The sequence below is a fragment of the Mesorhizobium sp. M7A.F.Ca.US.006.01.1.1 genome, from assembly GCF_003997935.1.
Taxonomy (GTDB): Bacteria; Pseudomonadota; Alphaproteobacteria; order Rhizobiales; family Rhizobiaceae; genus Mesorhizobium.
Map to the genome: position 1 here is coordinate 1 of NZ_RZQL01000469.1, position 1684 is coordinate 1684.

The 1684-nt window shown below is 62.4% G+C and carries 1 pseudogene; it reads right to left on the reverse strand.

The features are described from left to right. Positions 1–785: 785 nt before the first annotated feature. Positions 786–1684 (reverse strand): annotated as a pseudogene (locus EN943_RS36885) (IS110 family transposase); the annotation flags it as partial.

The window sequence follows — 1684 nt, forward strand, 5'->3', positions numbered from 1 at the left end:
ATGGTTGACCACGCTTTTCAAAGATCGTGAACTACATCTCCTCGTTGTGCTCGACGCACTCCGGACAAGTAACCTCATGGGCGCGGCATGCAGGATTAACCGAGCCCAGCCGGTCATGAGTGCGGCCGGCGCTCGGCTGCTCGATTTATTTGCGCGATAAGCTCGCGACCATGTCCGCGGAGGTATTCAAACTTAACGCTGCGTCCGGGAGCTCTTGCCCTCCAGTTTGCGACGCTCCCCCGCCCATCCAGTGATCGTTTATTTCGTCGGATAGTTTGACCCGGCTCTACCGAATCGCCGCTTCAGGATCATTCTTTCCGATTTCGTCACGCTCGTATTTCTGCCGCGTCCTACACCGATTGGGCGCGAACAAAACTGAGCGCCTTGGAACCCGAACCCGTGCGTCGTGACCGGGAGCATCCGGGGCGAACTCATCCGCTCGGGGGCATCGCATCACCGGACGGCGACAGGCACGGTCGACCGGCATCTCGGCATCGGCTGGGAATTCGTCCATGGTCTGCATTGGCGACGACGCTTCCTGAGGCCACGTAGCCCTTATGCCAAGCTGGGCGCCCGGGTCGAGCGCGTAATGACGACAATTGCTTCGCTGCAGGTCAAACGCTTTCCGGGCCACCTGCAAAGTCTTCACCCGGCCGTACAGCGCCCAAGACCACTGATGTGATCGACAAGAGCCTTTTTGATAAATCTGCGCTATTCTCCTGTCGCGCACGGACGACCGCGTGGCGAAGAGCAGGGTCCGAGATGAGAGCCCTGCCGCGCAGCTTCTATCGTCGCGCCTCGTTTGCGGCATCCGTGCCTACCCTCTTCGGACCTCGTGGGTTCCAACCGGCGACGAGGCGTGCATAGGCGCCCTCGGCCTGCTCCACCCAGCGGCGCTCTTCTTCCCGGTGGCTCTTTATGTTGTAGGCGTGCGCTCCCTTTTGGCCGCGCACAGCCTTGCTCCCGGCCTTGAGTTCCACATCGCGCAAGCTTCTTGGCATGCAGGGAGGGTCGAGCCCACGCGTAACTCTCGCCCTTCTCAACAGATGACAGATCACGACAGAGAGTTTGCGTGCGGTTGCCACGGCCGCGACATGCTGTCCGCGCCGGGCTCGCACGCCGCAGGGAGAAGGCTCGCAACGGTCCGGGAGCACGAGCGGCCGCCCAGGCCGCCTCGACGAGCATGCCGCGCGCATGACCACGGCCCTGCTTGGTGATCCGCCCATGGTAGGCCGGACCTGGCCGGACTGCTGGACGCTTGGGTTCAACCCGAGATAGGTCACGAGCTTCTGCGGATCGTCGAAGCGCGACACGTCGCCGATCGCCGCCCTTCATCGCCAGCGCGACGGTGATGTCGACGCCGGGAATGGTCATCAGCCGCTTCACGCCTTCATCCTCGAGAGCCGAGCGGACAAGATCGCGTTCGATGACCTGGAGGTCTTCGCCCAATCGGTCGAACTCGCGCAGATGCCCATCGATCGCGAGGCGCTCGTCCTGCGGTACGACCTGCTCGATTAACCAGGTCCGACCCTTGGCGCCGCACAGGTCAGCATGCGGGCAGGACGGATCAGGTGGCTATGAAGGATCGACTGGATGACGCTCTTCAATCGAGATCTCTGTCGGACAATCTGATTGCGCCGTGTCACCTGTCGACGCAGAGCCTGCGTCGGCTCGTCCGCAATCC